21 protein-coding genes are annotated in these 21002 nt (G+C 59.5%); 10 read left to right on the top strand and 11 right to left on the bottom strand.

Features of this window, described 5'->3' with window-relative positions; genetic code table 11:
* Positions 1-63: 63 nt before the first annotated feature.
* Positions 64-2559, bottom strand: a complete 2496-nt coding sequence (locus tag AC2A1F_RS07855; RefSeq protein ID WP_484208233.1) for a TonB-dependent receptor — start codon at positions 2557-2559, stop codon at positions 64-66.
* A gap of 295 nt (positions 2560-2854) precedes the next feature.
* Between AC2A1F_RS07855 and AC2A1F_RS07850 the strand changes: the two genes are divergently transcribed.
* Together AC2A1F_RS07850 and AC2A1F_RS07845 are read left to right on the top strand one after the other, a co-directional pair.
* Positions 2855-3847, top strand: a complete 993-nt coding sequence (locus AC2A1F_RS07850; RefSeq protein ID WP_484208231.1) for a sterol desaturase family protein — start codon at positions 2855-2857, stop codon at positions 3845-3847.
* Between the two features lie 89 nt (positions 3848-3936).
* Entirely contained in the window at positions 3937-4617 is a 681-nt protein-coding gene (locus AC2A1F_RS07845; RefSeq protein ID WP_484208230.1) for a hypothetical protein, read from the top strand.
* 158 nt (positions 4618-4775) lie between these two features.
* On the opposite strand, the gene AC2A1F_RS07840 is transcribed toward AC2A1F_RS07845, so the two are convergent.
* Together AC2A1F_RS07840 and AC2A1F_RS07835 are read right to left on the bottom strand one after the other, a co-directional pair.
* Entirely contained in the window at positions 4776-5639 is an 864-nt protein-coding gene (locus tag AC2A1F_RS07840) for an MBL fold metallo-hydrolase (RefSeq protein ID WP_484208229.1), read from the bottom strand.
* Between the two features lie 112 nt (positions 5640-5751).
* Positions 5752-6108 (bottom strand): hypothetical protein, encoded by a 357-nt coding sequence (locus AC2A1F_RS07835; protein WP_484208228.1) that lies wholly within the window; start codon positions 6106-6108, stop codon positions 5752-5754.
* Positions 6109-6338: 230 nt separating this feature from the next.
* On the opposite strand from AC2A1F_RS07835, the gene AC2A1F_RS07830 reads away from it, so the two are divergent.
* From AC2A1F_RS07830 to AC2A1F_RS07820, 3 genes are all read left to right on the top strand, one after another.
* The gene (locus AC2A1F_RS07830) at positions 6339-6680 is read left to right on the top strand and encodes a UrcA family protein (protein ID WP_484208227.1); all 342 of its coding nucleotides are present in this window, start codon (positions 6339-6341) and stop codon (positions 6678-6680) included.
* Between the two features lie 117 nt (positions 6681-6797).
* Entirely contained in the window at positions 6798-7676 is an 879-nt protein-coding gene (locus AC2A1F_RS07825) for an LOG family protein (RefSeq protein WP_484208226.1), read from the top strand.
* 4 nt (positions 7677-7680) lie between these two features.
* Positions 7681-8211, top strand: coding sequence for a GNAT family N-acetyltransferase (locus AC2A1F_RS07820; RefSeq protein WP_484208225.1), 531 nt, complete (start codon positions 7681-7683; stop codon positions 8209-8211).
* On the opposite strand, the gene thiD is transcribed toward AC2A1F_RS07820, so the two are convergent.
* The 3 genes from thiD to glmM form a co-directional block, all read right to left on the bottom strand.
* Positions 8196-8942, bottom strand: coding sequence for a bifunctional hydroxymethylpyrimidine kinase/phosphomethylpyrimidine kinase (gene thiD, locus AC2A1F_RS07815; protein WP_484208224.1), 747 nt, complete (start codon positions 8940-8942; stop codon positions 8196-8198). The genes AC2A1F_RS07820 and thiD overlap by 16 nt on opposite strands.
* Positions 8943-9070: 128 nt before the next feature.
* Positions 9071-9295 (bottom strand): DUF1272 domain-containing protein, encoded by a 225-nt coding sequence (locus AC2A1F_RS07810; protein ID WP_484208223.1) that lies wholly within the window; start codon positions 9293-9295, stop codon positions 9071-9073.
* Positions 9296-10633 (bottom strand): phosphoglucosamine mutase, encoded by a 1338-nt coding sequence (gene glmM / locus AC2A1F_RS07805; RefSeq protein ID WP_484208222.1) that lies wholly within the window; start codon positions 10631-10633, stop codon positions 9296-9298.
* Between the two features lie 84 nt (positions 10634-10717).
* Here glmM and AC2A1F_RS07800 point away from each other — a divergent pair, with 84 nt between their 5' ends.
* On the top strand, positions 10718-12028 hold the full coding sequence (locus AC2A1F_RS07800; RefSeq protein ID WP_484208221.1) for a dicarboxylate/amino acid:cation symporter: 1311 nt from the start codon (positions 10718-10720) through the stop codon (positions 12026-12028).
* A 132-nt stretch (positions 12029-12160) separates the two neighbouring features.
* Positions 12161-12775 (top strand): superoxide dismutase, encoded by a 615-nt coding sequence (locus AC2A1F_RS07795; RefSeq protein WP_484208220.1) that lies wholly within the window; start codon positions 12161-12163, stop codon positions 12773-12775.
* 109 nt (positions 12776-12884) lie between these two features.
* Here the strand turns inward: AC2A1F_RS07795 and AC2A1F_RS07790 are convergent, their stop codons facing one another.
* Positions 12885-13529, bottom strand: coding sequence for a sigma-70 family RNA polymerase sigma factor (locus tag AC2A1F_RS07790; protein WP_484208219.1), 645 nt, complete (start codon positions 13527-13529; stop codon positions 12885-12887).
* Positions 13522-13677: a NepR family anti-sigma factor gene (locus AC2A1F_RS07785; protein ID WP_484208218.1), complete on the bottom strand. Its 156-nt coding sequence runs from the start codon at positions 13675-13677 to the stop codon at positions 13522-13524. The genes AC2A1F_RS07790 and AC2A1F_RS07785 overlap by 8 nt, the downstream gene beginning before the upstream one ends.
* 407 nt (positions 13678-14084) lie before the next feature.
* On the opposite strand from AC2A1F_RS07785, the gene AC2A1F_RS07780 reads away from it, so the two are divergent.
* Positions 14085-15776: a CHASE domain-containing protein gene (locus AC2A1F_RS07780; RefSeq protein ID WP_484208217.1), complete on the top strand. Its 1692-nt coding sequence runs from the start codon at positions 14085-14087 to the stop codon at positions 15774-15776.
* A gap of 124 nt (positions 15777-15900) precedes the next feature.
* On the opposite strand, the gene AC2A1F_RS07775 is transcribed toward AC2A1F_RS07780, so the two are convergent.
* On the bottom strand, positions 15901-16695 hold the full coding sequence (locus tag AC2A1F_RS07775; RefSeq protein WP_484208216.1) for a response regulator: 795 nt from the start codon (positions 16693-16695) through the stop codon (positions 15901-15903).
* Positions 16696-16947: 252 nt separating this feature from the next.
* Positions 16948-17352, bottom strand: a complete 405-nt coding sequence (locus AC2A1F_RS07770; RefSeq protein ID WP_484208215.1) for a response regulator — start codon at positions 17350-17352, stop codon at positions 16948-16950.
* A gap of 154 nt (positions 17353-17506) precedes the next feature.
* Between AC2A1F_RS07770 and AC2A1F_RS07765 the strand changes: the two genes are divergently transcribed.
* Positions 17507-18301 (top strand): Crp/Fnr family transcriptional regulator, encoded by a 795-nt coding sequence (locus AC2A1F_RS07765; protein ID WP_484208214.1) that lies wholly within the window; start codon positions 17507-17509, stop codon positions 18299-18301.
* Between the two features lie 269 nt (positions 18302-18570).
* Here AC2A1F_RS07765 and AC2A1F_RS07760 read toward each other — a convergent pair whose 3' ends face one another.
* Positions 18571-19728 (bottom strand): N-acetyltransferase, encoded by a 1158-nt coding sequence (locus AC2A1F_RS07760; protein WP_484208988.1) that lies wholly within the window; start codon positions 19726-19728, stop codon positions 18571-18573.
* A gap of 167 nt (positions 19729-19895) precedes the next feature.
* On the opposite strand from AC2A1F_RS07760, the gene AC2A1F_RS07755 reads away from it, so the two are divergent.
* Complete coding sequence (locus tag AC2A1F_RS07755; protein ID WP_484208213.1) at positions 19896-21002, top strand: fatty acid desaturase family protein; 1107 nt, start codon at positions 19896-19898, stop codon at positions 21000-21002.

Here is a 21002-nt window from a genome sequence, read left to right as displayed (position 1 = left end):
GGCCGGGTGAACCGGACCATGCCCCTGTGTGTTGGCGGGTGTGCCGCCGGATGGGATTCAGTTTTAGAAGCGGCCGCGGAATTCCACGCCTACCACGCGGGGCTGGATTACGCCGTAGCCGTACGAGCGGATGATCACGCCATCGTTCTGACGGGCCAGCGTGTAGTCGTTCGATACGCTGACGGTGGCGTACTTGTTGAACACGTTGTTGGCGAACAGCGTGATATCCAGTTGCGGCGTCTTGTAGGTGATCGATGTGCGGCTGGTGGAATAGCCGGGGATCGCTTCACCATATCCGCGCTTGCCGGTGGTGGAGAGGACATCGCTGCGTGCCGCCGTGGTCCACTGCAGGAACAGTTCGTTGTCGTTCTCCAATGGCACCGTGTAGGTGGCGGTGATCGATCCGGCGTGCTTGGAGGTTCCGGGCAGGCGATCACCCACGAAGGCATTCCCTGCGGTTGGCTGGCCGTCGACGACGACTCCAAAGCCATCGCTGATCCCGCCAATCAATCCCGGTGCATCCTTGGTCAGCTTGGCATCAAGGTAGGTATAGTTGCCCGACAGGCTCAATCTGCCGAGATTGAGCGCAAGAGTTGCTTCAACGCCACGGCTGCGGGCACCGCCTGCATTGGTCGTTATGCCAACTGCGCCATTTGCCGTTTGGCTGCCGAGTTGCAGGTTAGTCCACTCGACATTGTAGAGGTTGACCGTGCCTTGCAGCTTTTTATCCAAAACACTGAAACGAAGGCCAATTTCATAGTTCGTGGTTTCGTCTGGCCCGAAGCCAAGTTCGTTGGGTAGGGCGCAGACGTTTTGGCCCAGCGGGAGCGGCTGGATGCAAGGCGCAACGCGGTTTACGCCGCCGATGCGGTATCCGGTGGAGTAGGTCGCGTAAGCGAACAGTTCCGGGCTGAATTCGTATGACGCGTTCAGCTTGTAGACGAATCCGTCTCTCTCAGTCTCTCCAGAGCGGATGCGCGACGGATCAAACTGGATCAGCGGATAAGGCGTGCGGCGGCGACCGCCTCCGGTTAGCGGCGTGTCGGTTGCGCCCGAGATAAAGGCCGAGTACTTGTAATAGCGCACGCCGCCCGTGACCTGGAAGGCAGGGGTGATGTGCCAGGTGGCTTCGCCAAATAACGCCTGTTCCTTGTTGTCGATATCGGTGAACGAGATATACTCCAGACCATCGGGCCGGAAAACGCCCAGGAATTCAGGTAATCCGGGTGTGCGTTCGGCGCTGAACGTGTATTGCTCGAACCGGTTGTAGAAGCCGCCGAGGACCCAGTCGATCGGGCCGCCGTGAGCCGATACGATGCGGATTTCCTGGTTGAACTGTTTGGGGTTGCTGTCCGAATTGGTCCGGCCAGCGAAGGCGGGGAACAGTTCGTAGTCATAATCAAGATCGAGCAGCAGGTCAGTGACATCGGCCTGGCTGGACAGGGTTTGCCTTGTAAAGGCCGTTGCCGACACGATCTTGGCGATGTCCCCGACGTCGATTTCAACTTCGGCGGCGAACATTTCGGCCTTGCGGCGTGAAGGCTGCAGAACACGCTGGCCGTTTTCATACTTGCCGGTGCCCAGCACACCACGGCAGTTGGCATAGACGCACTGACCATCCGGGAAGGGCACGCCAATGGGGTTCAGCGTGTACCTTGCGCCAAAGCCGCCATTGGTCTGCGTACCGTTAGACCTGGTTTCCTGCAGGATGTAGCTGAAGGTCGGACGCAACCAGCCGAAATCGAAGCCAAGCTGTGCGCGGACCGAATAGGTTTGCTCGTCGTTCAAATCCTTGCCGCGATAGAGGTTTGCCTCAACCGCCTGCGGATTGTTAAAATCGGGCTGCGGCAGCGAGACGCCAAGCGTGCGTACGAGGAATGGCGAATCCATGAAGCCGGGATCGCTGAAGTACCCGCCGGTAACGCGCAGGGCGACCTTGTCTTCAATGATCGGGATGTTGATCGTGGCATCAACAACGCTGCCGACGCCTTCGGATTCAGCCACATCATAGATGCGAGCGTGGCCTTCGGCCTCAAGCTTCGAGAAGTTCGGGCGGTTAGGGATGTAGCGAATTGCGCCCGCCAGTGTTCCCAAGCCATAGAGTGTGCCCTGAGGCCCCAGCAGCGTTTCCACGCGGTTGATGTCAAGGAACTTGAAATCGACGTAGAGCGGAATCTCACCAAGGTAGACACCAACCGCCGTGTCGCGGTTTGCTCCGCCGGGACCGCCCGAGGTGATGCCGCGCATGACAATGCTGTTGGCGGTGCGCGGACCGGTGTCCGGCACGGTCAGGCCGGGCGTGAACAGGCCGAGGTCGCCCACGTCATCAAGTCGCTTGTTTTCGAGTGATGGACCATCGACCGCCGATATGTTGATCGGCGCAGTTTGCAGCGACAAGGAGCGCCGCGTTGCGGTGACCACAAGCTCGTTCTGGCCCGCCGCTTCATCGGATGCCATGTCTTGCGGAGCCTGTTCCTGCGCTTGGGCTGGCATGGCGATGATGCCCGCCAGGAAAGTCGCTGAGAGCAGCCTGAGTTGCGTTTGCTTCAAATTCCTCATGATTTCCCCCGGTCTATCAGATACTTAACCTAGGCTCACCCCGCCCATGCGATGGCTCCGGCCATTTACGGCTCACGCTCATTCCAGCTTGGAGTTGCAAAGTTACGCATCACTGGCGGGGGGTATATGTGTTGTTTGACGTATGCCCGGAGCCTGCTCGGGGAGAGGCGGGGGGGTGGGCCAAGGCTCACCAAAGGGCAGCTACGTTAAACGACGTAACACCGGAATCGGTCAGGCGCGGTAATGTTCCACCACAAAATCAGTATTTTCGAACCATTTTGTCGTGGGAAATGCCATGAGCGAAGCGATAGCTGCCGAAAAACCTGCATATATGGTCAGTGCCCCGATCACGCGCGGGCTTGAGAATCTGGGCCGCGTGGAAGGCGGGCCGGTGAAGCAATTCATCTTCACGTATTTTCAGCCAGCGTTTCTCGTGCTGGTCGTCGCGTTCTATTACTACGCCCCAGCAGCCTGGATCAAACCATCGGTCACGCTGTGGATCGGCTATATCGTCAAGGTGATGATGCTGTCGATGGAGTGGATTTCTCCGCGCTACAAAAGCTGGCAGCACACCTGGAAAGAGCTGGCCTGCGACACGTTTTATGTGGCCATGGGCGCGATGTTCGTGCGGGTGGTGTTTGGCCCGATCAACAGCGAAGCGATCATTACGTGGTTTCAAGACACGTTTGATCTGGCCAAGTTTGCATGGTTCATGGGCCTGCCGCTGCTGCTTCAGGCGGTAATGATCTCGTTCATCGGTGACTATTTCCAGTATTGGATGCACCGCGGCATGCACAACTGGCACCCGCTATGGCTGACGCATGCGCCGCACCACTATGTGACGCAACTGAACGTACAAAAGGGCGCGATCGGCAACCCGATCGAAATCTTCCTGATCGGCCTTGGCATCGGTGGCTTGTTCGATTTCCTGCCGCGCGCCGCGCTGTTGGCAGGGGCCTTCGGGATGGCTGTGAGCAGCTATCAGCACTGCAACATCCGTTTCAACACGCCGCGCTGGTGGTTCAAGATTTTCAACACGACCGAGCATCACAGCCTGCACCACGCGCAGGATTATGAAGCGACCCGCAGCAACTATGCCGGCACGTGGATCTGGATCGACCGCATGCATGGCACCTGCCTTGACGGTGAAGCCGAGCTGCTGGGCCAGGAAGGTGGCCGCCGGATGTCGATCTGGGAAACGATGCACTACACGTTCACCGAGTCCTACAAGATCATCCGGCAAAAGCTGGCTGCCCGTGGGCCAATGAGCGCGGTCCCTGCAGAATAATGAGCCCGACGTGATGGGGCGCGGAAATGCCACTTTTCACAGTGGACAGTGACCGCGCTCCACCCGCGCCGTTTGCGAAGGATGATATTGTGAACCTGCCATACATTGACTGGATTTGGCGCACCAAGGGACAGATCGAGATCGATCCATCCGAAGCCCCTGAGCAGGCCTTTGGCAAGCTGGAAGAGCTTTTCCAGAAGCATAACACCAAATATCAGATTGATGGCGATACGCTGACGTTCACAAAGAACAACCCGCTGCCGCAAGACAAGATGTCGATCTTTGACCGTGGCACTTTGGTGATTTCAAATGGCAAGCTGTTCTATGACATGACCAGCCGGGCCTTGCTGGCCTGCTTTCTGGCCCCGTTGTTCTTCTATGGGCTGGGCCATGCCGGGGTGGCCATCGACAAGTGGCGCAACCCGCCCGAAGTGGTGAAGGCCAAGGCAGAGGCGGCCAAGAAGCGCCAACTGGTAAAGCCCGAAGACGTGCCGATGAACCCGGTTGACCAACTGCTCGGCGCGCCGGTTCCCGAGAAGAAAAAAGACGGTAGCGAGATGGGCAAGCGCAACCGCAAGCCCTCAATGCAGACCGCCTATATTTACATGGGCATTTTCTTTGCTCTTTGGATTGTTGGCCGCATTCTGGAGCACAAGCTGATCCACAATCGGTTCCGCAAGATGCTGTATGGCGAGGCATTTGCCCGCGATGACAACACGAGAAGCGACATGGGTGTTCAGTTGGGCGGCACAGTGCAGACCACTGGTTGATCGTCCGCATAACGGGATGAGCTGCAATACACTCTCACCTGAACGCAGGCTCACAAGATTGATGCGTATCCGCGCACGCGGGGACCTCAGGCCGTATAAACCGCCCTTACGTAAAAGGCACGAGGCACCCGCCTTCGCGGGGGTGCAAAGCCTTTCCTTTATGGATTAGGGCGGGGCGGGCGCGGATAGACGATGAAATCGGCGTGCCGGTCAATCGTCGGCGGCGACGGGGCACTGGCCAGGGCCTGCCGCAGCTCTTCGATGACGGCGGGCGAAAGCGGCAAGGCACGTTCAGCCGGATGGGTTGCGGCCTGCATCGGATAATCCTGCCCCGGGGTGCTCGTCATTTCGATATGCGCACCAAGCAGCGCCTTTATCGGATGAATCTTTGCAAAGTCTGCCAACCGTTCTGTGCTGGCGCGGAAGGTGGCAAATTGCCCGGCGGGGACATAGAGCCGTCCCGGATAGAGCATGTCGCCGGAAAACAACAGTTGCGTCTGGCCATCATAGATCATGATGTGCGCCGGTTCGTGCCCCGGGGTTGGAATGATATCCAGAACCCGTCCGCCCAGATCAAACCGCGCGGTCTTTTCGGGCCAATCGCTTATGCCAAAAGTGGCCGCGACGTTTTCGGGCTTAAGGCCCACCACGGTCGTATCAGGCCGATCGGCAAATTCAGAATCACCTGCGTGGTGATCACCGTGCCCGTGCGAATGCGCCACGATCAGGTGTAGCGGGCGGTCGTTGTGCCGCTTGCGCCATGCTGCAATCAGGCGATCCACTACAGGACGAATGCGGACATTGCCCGCGCCGCTATCAAGCAGCAGGACACGGTCTTGCCCGAACACCAGATAAAGAAAGGGCGCTTCGAAGTTCGTCCGCACCGATTGCCGAATGACGACCGTATCCGCATCGATCATCTGAACCTGCGTTTCAGGCTCGTCTGTAGCGGTCCCATCAATCCACGGGGTAAAGCTGGGCGGCCGGAACGGCTCGGCACCGGCTGCGGGCTGGCACGCCATGACCGATACGAAAAGTGCAAGACGCAAGCCCGAAAGGGTTCGGCGCGCGCGACGATCAGGTGGAAGCCGGTTCAGAAATCGCACTCCTTCGTGCTTCACCGGCAGGGCAGGATTACGGCGCGCTGATGCTCAGAAAGGCGAGGTTGGTGGTGCCGCCGAACACACCGATGGGCAGTTGAGCCTTCGTCTGAATGCTCTCCTTGCCCACAATCTCTACGGAGATTGCGCGCGCGGCAGGCGCGCTCCAATTGCGCACGGTTTGCAATGGCAGTGATACGTGCCACCGTTTTGCGCCTGAGACCGCAACTTCGTGCTGTTCAATCAACACGGTTGCCGCAGGATCATCGCGCTGCCCGGAAATCCGCAGACATGTCCGTTCGCCGCACCGCTCAAGTTTTGTCGATGGGGTGGATTGCTTTGCCCAAGCCCATGTCGGGACAAGGGCCGAAGCAGCGAGAAGGGCAAGCAATGGTTTGCGAAGCTTTTGCATGACTTCAATGTCACCCATCGCGCACCATTGCTCTATACGGCAATTGACGTAGAGCTTTTCAGAGCGGAGCGACTATGCTGAAAGTATGAAGTAGTAGCTTCGCCCGTAATAATGCGGTTCGCGGCCGTGATTTGTTGCCATTTGCGCGGCTGAAGCCTATATCTCCAGTAGAGTCGACGAAGAGCGACCAGGTTTTGCAGGAGATAGAAATGTTGAAGGCTTCGATTGCGGCTCTGGCCGCCAGTATTATTGCCGCCACACCCGTATACGCCGCCAGCCCATCAAGCCCGCTGGTTGAAGACAGTGTGGTCCTGAAGCTCGGCAATCTCGATCTGGGCACAGTTGATGGTCAGCGCCAGCTTTCCATCCGCATGAACCAGGCCGCCCGCCGCGTTTGTGGTGAGCGTCTTTCGAACATCCACCTGTCGCTTGAAGCGCGCAGCCGTGAATGCAAGGCCGACGTCGTTGCAGACATCCGTTCGCGGATCGAACAGCAGGTCGCCAGCGCTGGCAACGTTTTGCCAACCGCTTACCAGATCGCTGTCCGCTGATTATCTGCCTGAGCGGGTGCGTCAGCAAATCTGGCAGCACCCGCCAGCCAGTTCTGAACCAGTCACCAAAAGAGTAACCTCTTGCACTTTCTGCCGGTTCGCCCGACTTAGGGGCCTATGACCGAAGAAGAAAAGCAGCACGAGCTGACCACACGCAAGTTCTACAAGGCCGAGCAAGAAGCCGGTTTTGTTGAGAGCCACCCAAAAACCACCCCGCAACAGCAGGACCCGGCCTACCGGCTGGCCTTCCGCGACACTGACTTCCTCCTGCGCGAGGAATTGCGCCCCGTCCGGTTCCAGCTGGAACTGATGAAACCCGAAATGCTGCTGGATGAGGCCAACATTGGCTCCACGTTGGTGATGTATGGTTCGGCGCGCATTCCTTCCCCTGAAATGGCCGATGCCGCGCTGGCCACGGCCACCACGCCCGAGCGCAAGGCCGTGGTGGAGAGCCTTGTGGCCAAGGCAAAGTATTACGAACAGGCGCGACAGCTTGCCAAAATCGCCAGCACTTGCGGTGTGGTTGAGGACGGCAAACGGCAATTCGTCGTCTGTTCTGGCGGCGGACCTTCGATCATGGAAGCCGCGAATCGGGGGGCCGAGGAAGTGGGCGCCGAATCGATCGGGCTCAACATCGTCCTGCCGCATGAGCAGGCACCCAATGCCCATGTCACGCCGCATTTGTCTTTTCAGTTCCACTATTTCGCGCTGCGCAAGATGCATTTCCTGCTGCGTGCGCGCGCCGTGGCCGTGTTCCCCGGCGGATTCGGCACGTTTGACGAATTCTTCGAACTGCTCACGCTGATCCAGACGGGCAAGATGCAGCCGATCCCGATCCTGCTGTTCGGCAAGGATTTCTGGAGCCGCGTCGTGAATTTTCAGGCACTGGCCGAAGAAGGCGTGATCAACTTTGACGATCTTGAACTGTTCACCCCTGTCGAAACGGCAGAAGAGGCTTGGAGCCATATCGTGAAGTTTTACGATCTGGACTGCTGATGCGATGATCTGCACGCCCCGGTTGCTCCTGCGCCAAGTGCGCCCGGACCAGGATCTGGGCGCAATGCACGCTATCATGAAGCAGCCGCGCGCCATGGCATACTGGTCCACCCCGCCGCATGACAGCGAGGCGCAGACGCGGGAATGGCTGGGAAATATGGTGGAAATCGAGCCTGCGCAGGGCGAGGATTTTATCGTCGAGCGTGATGGCCAAGTGATTGGGAAGGCGGGATTCTATCGCTTTCCCGTTCTGGGCTATCTGTTCGATCCGGCGGTCTGGGGGCAGGGGCTGGCGCGCGAGGCGGTGCGGGCGGTGATCGAACGCGGCTTTGCGGTGCATGGCTTGCCGCGCGTGACGGCGGATGTCGATCCGCGCAACAAGGCCTCAATGCGTCTGCTCGAACGGCTGGGCTTTGCCGAAACGCACCGGCAGGCACGGACCTGGCTGGTGGGCGATATGTGGTGCGACAGCGTGTACTATGCGCTGACCCGCGAGGACTTCGTCACCGGAAACTGGGATCAGCGCACCGCCTGATGGCCCAATGGGCCATGGCCTGCGCCAAAGCCGGGGGCGGACAGCAGGGCTGCGCGGACAAATTCGCGGGCGTCTTCAACGGCTTCTTCCAGCGATGCACCACTGGCAAGGAATGTGGCGATGGCGCTCGACATCGTGCAGCCGGTGCCGTGGGTGTGGCGCGTGATGATGCGCGGGGCGGTCCACACGCGCTCTGGTTGGCCGGGGATGACGAGGCGATCGGTTACATCTACGCCTTCTGCGTCACCGCCTTTGGCAATATAGGCCACGCCGCGCGCGCGCATGGCGGCATCGCCGCCTAACGCAACCAGTTCCGGCACGTTTGGCGTCGTCAATGTGGCAATGGCCATCAGTCGCTCGAACGCTGCAATTGTGGCGGCATCGGCCAGTGCCGCGCCGCTGGTGGAGATCATGACCGGATCGAACACGATAGGAATGCCAAGCTTTTCCAACCGGTCAGCCACCACGGCGGCGATTTCGGGCGAGCCGAGCATGCCGATCTTTACCGCATCCACGCCAATATCGTTCATGCAGGCGTCGATCTGGGAGGCGACCATGGCGGGATCGACCGGAAGCACAGCGTGGACGCCGGTCGTGTCCTGTGCGGTCAGCGCGCAGATGGCAGTCATGGCATAGCCGCCGAGCATCGTTATCGTCTTGATATCGGCCTGAATGCCAGCGCCGCCGCCGGAATCGGAGCCTGCGATGGAAAGGATGCGGGGTGGGGTCATTGGATTGTTATGCAAACCCCATCCGTTCGTGTCGAGCGAAGTCGAGACACGGCGAGCAAGTGTCTCGACTTTGGGCAAAGCCCAAAGTTTATCCCGAGCGTGACGAGGGGCTCGACACGAACGGAAAGTTAGATTTTGAACTTGCGCACGCTCGACGGCGGGCTCTTCGCATGTAGCGCCTTGGCGCGCGTGGGGCGGTCCATCAACTCGCCGCCACAGTTGGGGCAGCGATCATCGAGCCCCTCTGCACATTCGGCGCAGAAGGTGCATTCGAACGAGCAGATGAACGCGCCGGGAGCTTCGGCGGGAAGGTCTAGGCCGCAGCGTTCGCAATCGGGGCGCATTTCAAGCATTTACGCGGCCTTCCGCACGGCGTTGCAGATATCGTCGACCACGGCTTCCACCTCGCCCGCATCATCACCTTCGGCCATCACGCGGATCAGGGGTTCGGTGCCGGAGGGGCGGATGACGAGGCGGCCCTTGCCGGCAAGGCGGGCTTCGGCCTCGGCAATGGCCTGCTTTACCGACTTGTCTTCCAAGGGCTTCCCGCCGGAAAAGCGCACGTTTTTAAGCAGCTGCGGCACCGGATCGAAACAGTGCAGCAGTTCGCTGGCAGGTTTTCCGCTTGCCACCATGGCGGCCAGCACCTGCAGCGCGGCAACGGTGCCGTCTCCGGTGGTGGCATGGTCGGTCAGGATCATGTGGCCTGATTGTTCTCCGCCGACGTTGAAGCCACCGGCCTTCATGCGCTCCAGCACGTAGCGGTCGCCCACCGCAGTGCGCTCCAGGTGCAGGTTGTGGGCATTTAGGTGCCGTTCAAGACCAAGGTTGGACATGACTGTGGCGACCACGCCGCCGCCGCGCAATTCGCCGCGCGCGTGCAGTTGCGTGCCGATCAGCGCCATAATCTGGTCGCCGTCCACTGTCTGGCATTTTTCGTCCACCACGATCAGTCGGTCGGCATCGCCATCCAGCGCAATGCCGATATCGGCGCGGGTTTCGCGCACTTTGGCCTTTATCGCATCGAGGTGGGTGGAGCCGACGTTCAGGTTGATATTCTTGCCGTTGGGTTCAACGCCGATGGCGATCACTTCTGCACCCAGTTCCCACAGCGCCGATGGCGTGACGTGATAGGCCGCACCGTTCGCGCAATCGAGCACGATGCGCAGTCCATCGAGCCGCACGTTATCGGGCAGGCTGGCTTTGACGGCGTGGATATAGCGGCCGCGCGCATCTTCGATCCGGCGGGCGCGGCCAACCATTGTGGCATCGGCCAGATCCAGATCCTGTCCGAGCAGCGCTTCAATGGCGAGTTCTGCCTCGTCAGACAGCTTGTAGCCATCGGGGCCGAACAGCTTGATACCATTGTCTTCATAAGGATTGTGGCTGGCCGAGATCATCACGCCAAGGTCTGCGCGCATAGAGCGGGTGAGCATGGCGACGGCAGGTGTGGGCATTGGGCCAAGCAGGACCACGTCCATGCCGACTGAGGTGAAGCCTGCCACCATCGCCGATTCCATCATGTAGCCCGACAGGCGCGTGTCCTTGCCAATCACCACGCGGTGGCGGTGATCGCCGCGCTGGAAATAGGTGCCAGCGGCCTGCCCCACTTTCATCGCGGTGGCGGCGGTCATCACGCCGGCATTGGTGCGCCCGCGGATGCCATCGGTGCCGAAGAACTTGCGTGCCATTAAACGGCTTTCCCCTTTGCTTGCGCGCCCTTTTGCCAGCGCCCACATTGCCATGCCGCGTGACATAGCTAATGTCACCTCAACATGACCTTACCGCCTTCCGAAAATTCGTCCAAGCCGGAGCTGACATCGGCAGCAATGGCATTGCCGCCGATTGCACAAGTGCCTGCGGTGTGGACGTTCCTTGGCCTGATCGCCGGTTTGGGGGGCGGGCTGTTTGTGGCTTTTGCAGCCCCATCGGCGCTGCCTTTGGTAGAAACCTGGGTGAAGCCGATTGGCGAAATGTGGCTGCGCGCATTGCAGGCCACGATCGTGCCGCTGGTTGCCGCGTTGCTCTTTACCGGGGTGACGCAGACAGTGGCGACGGCAAGTGCAGGCGCGCTGGCTCGGCGCAGTCTTGGCCTGTTCCTTGCTGTGCTGACATTCAGTGCAGGTGCGGCGCTGGTGGTTACCCCGGCTCTGATCGCACTGATCCCGATCCCGGCAGATGCGGGCGCAGCGCTGCGTCAGACGCTTTCGGGCAAAGATGCAGGGCCGGTGCCGGGCATAGCCGATTTCCTGCGGTCTATCGTGCCGACCAACGTGCTGGATGCTGCGGCGAACGACCGGATGCTGCCGCTGATCCTGTTCATGGCAGTATTCGCGCTGGCCGTATCGCGGCTGGCCGGGCCGCAGCGTGAAGTGATGACCACGTTTTTTGCCGCGCTTGCCTCGGCCATGCTGGTGGTGATCGGCTGGGTGCTGGCGCTGGCCCCGCTGGGTGTTTTCGCGCTGAGCCTTGCGGTGGCAGCGCAAAGCGGCACGGCGGTGATCGGCGCGCTGGCGCACTACATTCTGATCGTGGTGCTGACCGGGGCCGTGGTGCCGCTGGCCGGATATGGCATTGCGGTGCTTCTGGCGCGCAAGCCTCTGATCGGCTTTGCCAAGGCCATGGTGCCGGTGCAGGCCTTTGCATTGTCCACGCAGTCCTCGCTCGCATCGCTGCCCGCCATGCTGGGCGCATGCCGCAATCTGGGCGTGCGCGAGACGACAGCGGAGTTCGTAATGCCGCTGGCCGTGGCGCTGTTTCGTGCGACCAGCCCGGCGATGAATCTGGCGGTCGCGGTCTATGTTGCGCATCTTTATGGCGTGGCGCTAACGCCGATGGCGATGATAGCCGGGTTTGCCGTGGCGATCCTCGTCTCTTTGAGTTCGGTCAGCCTGCCAGGGTCAATCAGTTTTGTCGCCTCGGTTGGCCCCATCGCCATTGCCATGGGCGTGCCGATTGAGCCGTTGGCGCTGTTGGTGGCGGTGGAAGTCCTGCCCGATCTGATGCGCACGCTGGGCAACGTCACGCTGGATGTGGCAGTTACCGCCGCGGTTGATCGCGGGCATGAGCGCGACATCCAGCCCTAGTGCATTGATTGCAACTGCTGTGGTGAAAAACGCAATCGTCTCGCCCGCTTCGGCAGCTTGCGCTTGGGCAACCAATGCGCATTTCGTGCGTTGATCTGTACCGCAGATTTCAACCAGAGGACTGAAACCAACATGGCAATCATCCTGCCCGCGCTGCCCTATGCCGATGACGCACTTTCGCCAACCATCTCGGCCACCACGCTGCAAACCCACCATGGCAAGCATCACAAGGCCTATGTCGACAAGACCAATGCCGCCATCGAAGGCACGGATCTTGCCGATGCCAGCCTTGAAGACATCATTGCGACCGCAGAAGCCAAGGGCGACAAGGGCCTGTTCAACAATTCGGCCCAAAGCTGGAACCATGCGTTTTATTGGAACAGCATGGCCCCATCAGCCAGCGCGCCATCGGGCGAACTGGCCGCTGCCATCGACGGCGCATTCGGTTCGCTGGAAAAGCTGAACGATGAACTGGTGGCGCAAGGCACCGCGCACTTCGCTTCGGGCTGGGTGTGGCTGGTGGTAAAGGACGGCAAGCTGGCGGTTGAGCAGACCCATGATGCCGCCACTTTTGCCCATGGCGATGCAAAGCCACTGCTGGTGATCGATCTGTGGGAACACGCCTATTACCTTGATCACAAGAACTTGCGCCCCGATTACCTGAAGGCCGTGACTGCCAAGCACCTGAACTGGGATTTTGCGGCAGAAAACTTCGCACGCGAAGGCAACTGGACCTATCCGGCCTGATCGCTGAACACGAAAGGGGCCGCCAGCTCATGAAAAGCTGACGGCCCCGTTTTCTTGCTGCCAAGGCCGACACGCCAAGTTGCGTGCGCGGCAATTCCCGGCGTTTCTCTCAGTCTCGGTGTCCGTGTAGCACCGTTTGCTCAAGCTCACTCATGATAGCCGAATGCGCAACGGCATCGCCTGTGCTGCGGCGCGGGATCTGGCCATGTTCGATCATCTGCGTCAGCGTGGCTCGCGCACGGCCTACGCGGCTTTTGATCGTACCAACGGCGCAGCCACAGATCTGCGCTGCTTCTTCATAGCTGAAGCCACCGGCACCCACGAGCAGGAGTGCTTCGCGCCGTTCAGGCGGTAACGTCAGCAATGCCCGGTGCATGTCCGAAAGGTGCATCGGCCCTTCTTGTGCAGCTGGAGCCACCAAAATACGTTCCGCCACGGTTTCATCGTAATCCGCGCGGAAGCGATTGCGGCGCATGTCTGTGAGATAGGCGTTGCGCAGGATGACAAAGGTCCATGCACGCATTGATGTGCCCGGTTCAAACCTTTCCTGCGCAGCCCATGCCTTGAGCAGGGTTTCCTGCACCAGATCGTCGGCCAGATCGGGGCGCCCGCACAGGCCACGGGCAAACGCGCGCAAATGCGGAATGACGCCTGTCAACTCTCGTTTGAAAGAAACCGGATCCTGCGCAGGGCGTGGCGCGGTATCGACCTTATCGGCCGGGGTGACATTGGCGATGGGATCAGCCTCAGCCATTGGACGGATCATCGAGTTTGTCGAGCAACTGGGCAAACGAATCTGGCAACGGTTCATCCAGCACGGAATCGTAAAGGCGTTTCAAACCGTCAGCCCATTCGGGAGGCTGCGATTTCGCACCTTTCCGCTTTTGCTTACCGGAATTCATGGATGGCTCTTTCGGCATTCGCTCTGTCAACGCCTCCCCCCCAGGGATTGTTCAATGTGGACCGCAACGGCGCGGCAGATGCGTACAATACAAGCTGTTGCGCCGCCGTTCCAGACACTGGTCAATTGACCAATACTGTTACGGCTGCGGCCAGCGGTTCAATTGTGGAACGATATCGCTGCCGGTCGGTTCCCGTTTTACATTTCGGTTCCGGTTGATTGCATCTTGCAATTCCTTTGGTGGGAAAAAGATGCAATGGAATGAAGGTCTTCGCATTGGCATAGATGCGTGTTCACTGGTCTGGAGAGATACCGGCCGCAAGTTGGAAGGTGTGCTGAATCGCTATGGAGAGGCTTCTTGCCCAAAAGAAGCTCACGCCAAGGTGGTATGAACGCTTCCCGCGGGGGGTGCCTGTCGGCATCTTCACGCTGACGATGACGGTTACCGTACTGAGTGTTTTTGCCATCGAGCGCACTGAGTATCAGCGCGAAACTGCCCAGATCGAGCAGGTTGCCCGCGATGTTGCATCGGGCATCGAGCGGCAATCGAATGTGAACTCCGCCTATCTCCGGTCGAGCGCCGCGCTGTTTGCCACGCAACATATGGTTGAAGCGCCGCTGTTTCGAACATTCGTGAAGCAATTGCATCTGGACGGGCGCTTTGTGGGTTCGGACGGCATCGGATGGGCCATGAAGGTTCGGCGGGCCGATGTGCCGGTGGTGGAAGCGATCATGCGAACCGGGGGTGTGGTGGACTTCACCATTACCTCGGCGCCGATCCCGTCGCCAGTCTCGCCCCCAGTCTCGTCGTCAGTCTCGTCGCCAGTCTCGGCCCTTGCAGAGACGCCCTTGCCCAACGTGGCCCCGATCATGTTTGTCGAGCCACAGACCGAACGCAATCAGCAGACCATCGGCTTCGACATGTTTTCGGAATTCGAACGACGCGCTGCTATGCTGAAAGCAGAGCGATCAGGCCAGCCGACGGCGACGGGCCGAGTTGAGCTGCAATATGAAGGAGAGGCTGACGGGCGGTCGGGCTTTATCATCTACATGCCGGTATTTGCCCTTGGCCAGGATGGCCCGGACCGCAATCTGCGAGGCTATGTCTATTCGCAGTTCAATGCCCAGCGGTTCTTGCAGTCTGCGATCGGTGCCGATCAGTTGGAAGGTGCGGTCGTGCGCCTGTTCGATCTGGGCACGGCCGCCAATGGCACGCCGGCGGCGATGCTGATGGCACAAACTGCGCCTGATCGCGCATCAAACCGGACGGTGAAGCGCCAGATCGAGATTGCCGCCCACAAGTTCGTGGTCGAAGTGGAAGCGCCGACCACGCCGATGCTGTCCAGCTTATCAGCCCTGACGTTGCTGTTCGGCCTGCTTGTGGCAACCTTGCTGCTGGTGCTGGCGCGGTTGTTGACCCAGCAGGCCATGGAAGACCGGATTGCCCTGTCATGGTTTGAACAGCAATCTTCGATCCGAAATTCGCTGACCCGTGAACTGAATCACCGCGTCAAGAACACTTTGGCCAATGTGCTTTCGATCATCTCGCTCACGCGCCGCCGGTCTGACAGCGTCCATGATTTTGCCGATAGCCTGGAAGGGCGAATTCGGGCGCTTTCAGCCACACATGATTTGTTGACCCAATCGGACTGGGGCACAACGCCGGTTGCTGCGGTGGTTCAAGCCGAACTGGCGCCTTATGCGCAGGATGAACAGCGCATGCTTGAGATCAGCGGGCCCGATGTTGAATTGGCCCCCAACGATGCGTTGTCACTGGGCCTTGCTATTCACGAGCTTGCGACGAACGCGGCAAAGTATGGCGCGTTGAGCGTCGAAAGCGGCGGTGTGAAAATCCACTGGGAAATGGCCGGGGAAGACGTTGCCAGAATCGAATGGATGGAGTGGGGTGGACCGCCAATCGATCCTGCGCTGCGACGAAAGCGTGGCTTCGGCACTGAACTGATCGAGAAGATCGTGGCGCACGAACTGCGTCATCCTGTCGACCTGAAGTTTGAACCCGAAGGCGTGCGTTGTTCTTTATTGATCCCGGTTCGCCGCCCGACTGACTTTGCGATCAGGCAGGATCGCGACAAGACCTGAGACCAACTTGCACTGATCCTGATCCATGACGGCCAGAATAAGTGCATGCTGTTATGACCCAAAAGAAAAGGCGCCGACACTTCTGTCGGCGCCCATAGCGTTTTGTGAAAGTGCTCCGGTGCAATCAGAGCGGGCGGCTATGCCCAAAGAACAGTGCCTGACTGATCGCCGTACGAACGGTTTGTTCCTGAAACGGCTTGGTGATCAGATAGGTCGGCTCAGGCCGGTCACCTGTCAGCAGGCGCTCTGGGTAGGCGGTGATGAAGATGACCGGCACGGAACCGAGCTTTAGGATATCGTCAACCGCATCCAGCCCAGAACTGCCATCGGCCAGCTGGATATCGGCCAGCACCAGTCCGGGCTGCTCACGCTTGACGATTTCCAGCGCTTGGGTGCGCGTGGCGGCCATTCCACAGACATCGTGACCTAGCGAGCGGACCAGATCTTCCAATTGCATGGATATCAGCGGCTCGTCCTCGATAATGAGCACCGAGGTTGCGGATTCATTGTCGATTTCGGCAATGGCGTCCTGCACCAGCACTTCCACTTCGGCCGCTTCACGGCCCATGATGTAGGCAGTATCGTCAATGCTGAAATCTTCGAGCGTTGTCAGCAGCAAGGCCTGGCGGTTGGCCGGTGTCATCGCGGCGAGCCGCTCCTGCGCCGCTGCTTCATGCTTTTCAACCAGACCCACGGTCCGCTCAGCAGTTTCTACATAAGCGGTGGACCACACGCGATTGAAGGCGTGATACAGCTGCGGGCGGCCTTCACCAATCAACGCGCGCAGCGCTTCATCAGCGAGGGCAGCTTCGAGTGTTGCCCGCACGAACGAATCGCCAGCCGATTGGCTGCCGGTCAGCGCGCGCGCATACCGGCGCAGATAAGGCAATTGATTGGCAACTTTTGAACCCAGCGACATTCCCACACCTTCCCGGTCAGTGACGTGCGCCTAAACGCGCAACATCGTCATCTGGTTCCCGGCCAGGAGCAAGACAATCTTCGCAGGCTAGTGGATTGATTTTGACATTCGGGTCCCGCTGGCCGCGCTCTCGCGTTCGAATGTCAAAATCATAAAATCCACTAGAACCACACATATTTTCTAGTGGTTCTTATGATTCTGACATTTGCTCCAACCCATCCCCACAGGAATGCAAATGTCAGAATCGAAACACTAGATACCATACCGCTGACGGCTCTGCCCCAAACCCAAGGCTTCGACCACCCAGTCTGCCAGAAGGTTGGCAGAGACGGGCTTTCTGAACTGAACAGCAAAGTCGTGAGAAGTCGGAACAGCATCTTCATCAAACGCGGAACTGAAGGCCACTATGCAGCCATGCTGGTGCAAGGTAATGGCAAGATCGAGAGTGTGCCCATCAGGCAACTGCAGGTCGAGCAAGACCGCATCGGGCAGGCGCTGCTGCACGAGTGCGCACGCGTTTGCGAGCGTAGTGGCGACGACAACGTCCACCCCGCGATCGATCAGCGCATCTTCGATGGCCATGGCGACCAGAATCCCGTCTTCCACAACCAGCACAATTGGCTTACCAGATAATTGTTTTTGCAGAAAATTCCCCAAAATTTGGCGCCTGAGCTGCCATAATTGGCTCGTGCATTAGGTGACAAACCGGGAACCAGCCCTGTCATTTGACATAGCAGCACTAGGCGCGGCGTGTTTGTCGTGCTCCCTTATGAGGGAACACTGGCATTCAGCCCGAGATCTTGGAGTCAAAATGGCAAGAGACGATGAGTCCGCGACAGCACTTGGGCATGCAGATCTCGGGCACTTCATTCGTAATGGGGGTGAACGCTGCCAAAACTGTCCGTTGGCACGTTGCCAGGGCTTGCACCAGCATGCCCCTGACGTACGCGACTGGGTCGCCTCGTTCCGTAAAGGCGAGGTGCGCTATGATCGTGGAGATCAGGTCTTTGTCCAAGGAACGCGTCCTCCCTATCTGTTCACTGTCTTGTCCGGCGTGCTTATGCGCACACGACTGCTGGAAGATGGCCGTCGCCAGATCATCAACTTCATGTTTCCTGGCGATTTCATTGGTCTGCAGGCAGCTGTCGATGGCGAGATGGGGCATTCGGTGGAAGCCTTGACCAGCGTCACGCTGTGCGCCTTTGCCCGGACACAATTCTTCGATCTGGTCATCCAGCAGCCTCGGCTGTCCTTTGATCTCACCTGGCTGGCGGCGCACGAAGAAGCCGCGCTTGAAGAGCACATCGTTTCATTGGGGCAGCGCAACGCGCGCGAACGCATGGTCGCGCTGGCGGTGTTTCTGGTGCAACGGGGACTCGATACCGGGCTCGCACCCGAAGGCGTTTTGCAACTGACGGTCACGCAGAGTCAGATTGCCGACATGCTCGGGCTATCACTTGTTCACACCAATCGCAGTCTGCAGGCTCTGCGCCGTCTTGGCCTTGTCGATTGGACGGTGACGTCTATCCGCATACCCGACCTTGCTGAGGCGCGCCGTTTTGCCCGGCTTGATAGCGGCTCCCAAACATTGCGGCCTTACATTTAAATCTGCATTCCAATTTCTATGGCCGAGGGAACATCTCAAAACATTGAATTATAGAGATAATAAAAAATCTATCGTGTGGGAACCGGTCGGCCGAACGTTCGTTTTAAGTCTGTCACCGCCGAGACCCCCCTCCCGTCCAAGCGGCTGGTGACACGATCCCGGAAGGTCCCCGATGGAAACGTCGGGGACCTTTTTTCTGGTGATCAGTCCCGGTCGGGTGGAAACGCCCGATCGGGATTTGCCCGATCGCACTATCGCCAGAGGGGCGCTCACAGTGCCTTTTCGTAGATCACGTAAGACTTGTTGACGTGGCTATTGATGGCGTCGGCAATGGCGTTCATCCCCTGATTGTCATCAAGTATCCAGCCAAGTTCACCGCGCGTTGCGCCATAATCGCGCACCGAATTGCGCCGAATGTATTCGATCATCATGAAGGCAAGCTGGCTGGCCAGCCGCGAAGATTGCAGCCGTTTGCGCACCCCCATCAGCGGCACCCTCATCGTACGAACTTTGGGTTTGCGCAGCCATAGCAGCAGCTTGGCCCAGTTAAACGGAAACAGGCTGCCCCCCATCGGCCTGATAACTTCATTAAGGTCGGGCAGCGTCATCATGAAGGCGACCGGTTCGCCTTCGTACTCGGCGATCATGATCAGATCTTCGCGCACGATCGGTTTGAACTTCTTGCCCGCGTACTGAATCTCGGCATCGCTGAACGGCACGAAGCCCCAGTTGGTGGACCATGCATCGTTCAGAATGTCGAGGATCAGCGCCGCTTCCTGATCGAACTTCGATTTATCGACATTGCGGATGCGGATCTTGGCGTTTTTTTCGCCCGACTGGATCACGCGCTGGATCAAGGGCGGGAAATTCTGGGTGATATCCAGTTCAAAGCAATTCAGCGTCTTGGCCGGCTGATAGCCCAGTGCGTTGATATAATCGTCATAGCGCTTTGGCTGATGGCCCATCATCACTGTGGGGGCGTGATCGAAACCCTTGACCAACTGGCCCGGCTCTTCCCAGATCGACATCGACAGCGGAGCAAGCACGCGTGTCATTCCTTTGCTGCGCAGCCAGTCCTCGGCCCTGGCGATCAGGGCCTGCGCCACGGCTTCATCTTCAGCGTCCAGCAGACCCCAGTTACCTGTGCCCGGTCCCATGCCTTGCGATGGGTCCATGCCGATGGCCAGATGATCGATATGGGCAGAGATGCGTCCGACCACGCTGCCGCCGCGCCGGGCAAGGAACAATTGGACGTCGGCGTGGGCGAAGAACGGGTTCTTGCCCGGCGTGATCAGCTCCTCCGCCTCCATCCGCAGTGGCGGCACCCAGTTTGGATCGGACGCATTCAGGCGATAAGTGATATCGACGAATGCCTTCTTGTCTGCCTTGCCGGAAACGGGGGTGATGACTATTTCGCTGGGGGCCACGTTCTTGCCTTTGTTTACAGGTAGGCGGGTTTTGCCGGTCAAACTGCGGTCGCCCGACTGCGGTTAGCACCGTCAAGTTGTCAAGCCAGTGGCGCCAGGTGGGGGCGCTGCGTGGTGCAAAAAGCCGGTTCAGACCGGCCAATACGGGTCTTACTGGAATTTGTGGCATGATTGCGACCAACACGCTTGAACCTGCGGCAGCACCCGCCCCAGTCACTAACGCGCCAGCTGCTCCGCTTCCGCGCGGCCTTGCCGGAACCCCTGATGACAAGGACATGCTCCGCGCCGCAGTGGATCTGACGCGCGACATCGCAGCCGCGCGGCCTGAAATCTACTGGCCCGATATGCTGATTTCCACCGCGTTGGGCTATGCCGCGATGGCTGGCGCGATCATGCTCGAAAATCCCGTTCTGGCCGCGCTTTCGGGCGTGCTGTCCGCGGTGGCGCTCTATCGTGCGCTGCTGTTTATCCACGAACTCACGCATATCCACAAAACGGCGCTGCCGGGTTTCCGCTTTGGCTGGAACCTGCTGGTCGGCATTCCGATGCTGATCCCCTCGTTGATGTATGAAGGCGTCCATACCTTGCACCACGCGCGTACGCGCTATGGCACGGCGGAGGACCCGGAATACCTGCCGCTGGCCTTGATGAAGCCTTGGAGCCTGCCGGTCTTTGCGCTGTCTGCGCTGCTGCTGCCGATTGGCCTGCTGATCCGTTCGGCCGTGCTGGTGCCGCTCGGCGCAGTGGTCCCGCCCCTGCGCAAGCTGGTGTGGGAGCGCGCCTCATCGCTGTCAATCAATCCCGATTTCCGCCGCCGTCCACCCGAAGGTGATTTTGCACAGATGGTGTTCTGGCAGGAACTGGGCGCATCGGCCTGGGCGCTGTTTGTGGTGGGGTGGAGCGCAACGCATTCGTGGCGTCCGCTGCTGATCGGCCTTGCCGTGATTTCGCTCACCGCGCTGCTCAACCAGATCCGCACGCTGGTGGCGCATCTGTGGGAGAATGAGGGCGAGGCGATGACCGTGACCGGGCAGTATCTCGATTCGGTAAACGTACCACCGCCTGCGCTGCTGGCACCGCTCTGGGCGCCAGTAGGGCTGCGCTATCACGCACTGCACCACCTGCTTCCATCAATGCCCTATCACTCGCTCGACGAGGCGCACCGCCGTTTGCGCGCGCACCTTGGGCTTGCCTCGACCTATGAAAAGGCCAACTACATCGGGCTGATGCCGTTGCTGCAACGGCTGGTGCGTTCTACCATGAGCGCGCGCTGA

The organism is Novosphingobium sp. HNCC26BN242 (assembly GCF_057180525.1).
Note: the sequence above shows the minus strand (reverse complement) of the source record. Positions and strands in the feature narration are given on the sequence as shown.